This is a genomic window from Bacteroides sp. LFL-34 (assembly GCF_027257075.1).
GTDB lineage: Bacteria > Bacteroidota > Bacteroidia > Bacteroidales > Bacteroidaceae > Bacteroides > Bacteroides ovatus.
Genome location: NZ_JAPQKZ010000136.1, coordinates 1 through 1042 on the forward strand (window position 1 = coordinate 1; position 1042 = coordinate 1042).

Genomic DNA, 1042 nt, shown 5'->3' on the forward strand with positions numbered 1-1042 from the left:
GGCGTTATAGACCGTGTAGGTCTTGGTGTTGCTGTCGTAGATGTAGCCCAAATCCTCGGCTGTGCCGCTCTCGCCGCCGCCGTCAGCCCATTCACCGATAGTGCAACCCTCTAACGTCAAGCCGGTGGCGTTCACCTTGACGGTGTAGATATAGCGGCTACCCGCTTCTAATACGACGTTGTTCTGCGGGCAGAAGTAGAAGGTGCCGCCGCCGAGTTCCACCCGGATGAACTGCTTGCCTGCCGCAACGGTCTGTGGGGCGGTCAGTGCCTCATAGGTGTTGCCGCTTGCGTTGTAAGTCTTGATGGCGGTCGGGTTGCCGTTATCGGCGGACAGGCTCACGAGGCTCACCGTGGCACCGGCGACGCTCGTGAATCCCGTGCCGGGCTTCAGCTCGATTGTCACGCGTGCCGTGCGGTGGGTAAATCCAAGTGTCGGGTCGTCAAATTTCACCGTCTTGTTTTCAGCGGAGATGAAGTCGCTGTTCTGAAAGTCAGCCAATTGGCTCTGGTCTTCAGCCACCTTCACTGCAGGCATCTGGGTGATGTCGGCATTATCGAAGGGCCACCATGCCGATACGGTAATCGGGTCGCGGCTTGTCCAGTAGTGTGGGTCGTTCTCGCGTGAGAGTGTGGCACTTTTGAAATCGGTAGAAGCCGTTACGGTGTATTCCTTTACCGCATCACCCAACTTGAGTGCCACGGAAGTGACACCCTGCCAGTCGCCGTCCACGGTGGCCCGGGTGGAAGGGGCTGCCTGCGGCGTTGCCTCTACGGACAATCCGGTGGCACGGATGAGTACGGGGTATTCACCTTCGGGCAGACGGTTATTGTCTGCCAGTTCGTCCTGCGTACAGGCTGCCAGTGAGAGGACGAGCGCTGCAAGTGCTAAAATTTTTGTCTTCACTATATCTGTTATTTTATTACTTCGGTTCTTTCCGTTGCGGGCGGAACTTTTTCCGCCCGACGGTTTACTGCTTCCTCAAGGTAGGCAATGCTCCATTAAGTTCGTAACGCCACTCTGAGCCTGCGTTCTGCAAGGC

1 protein-coding gene is annotated in these 1042 nt (G+C 57.0%); it reads right to left on the bottom strand.

What is annotated here, in order from left to right; all coding sequences use genetic code 11:
• Nucleotides 1–906, bottom strand: a 906-nt coding sequence (locus N5O98_RS27215; protein ID WP_269496263.1) for a fimbrillin family protein, incomplete at its 3' end; no start/stop codon positions are given.
• Nucleotides 907–1042 lie beyond the last annotated feature (136 nt).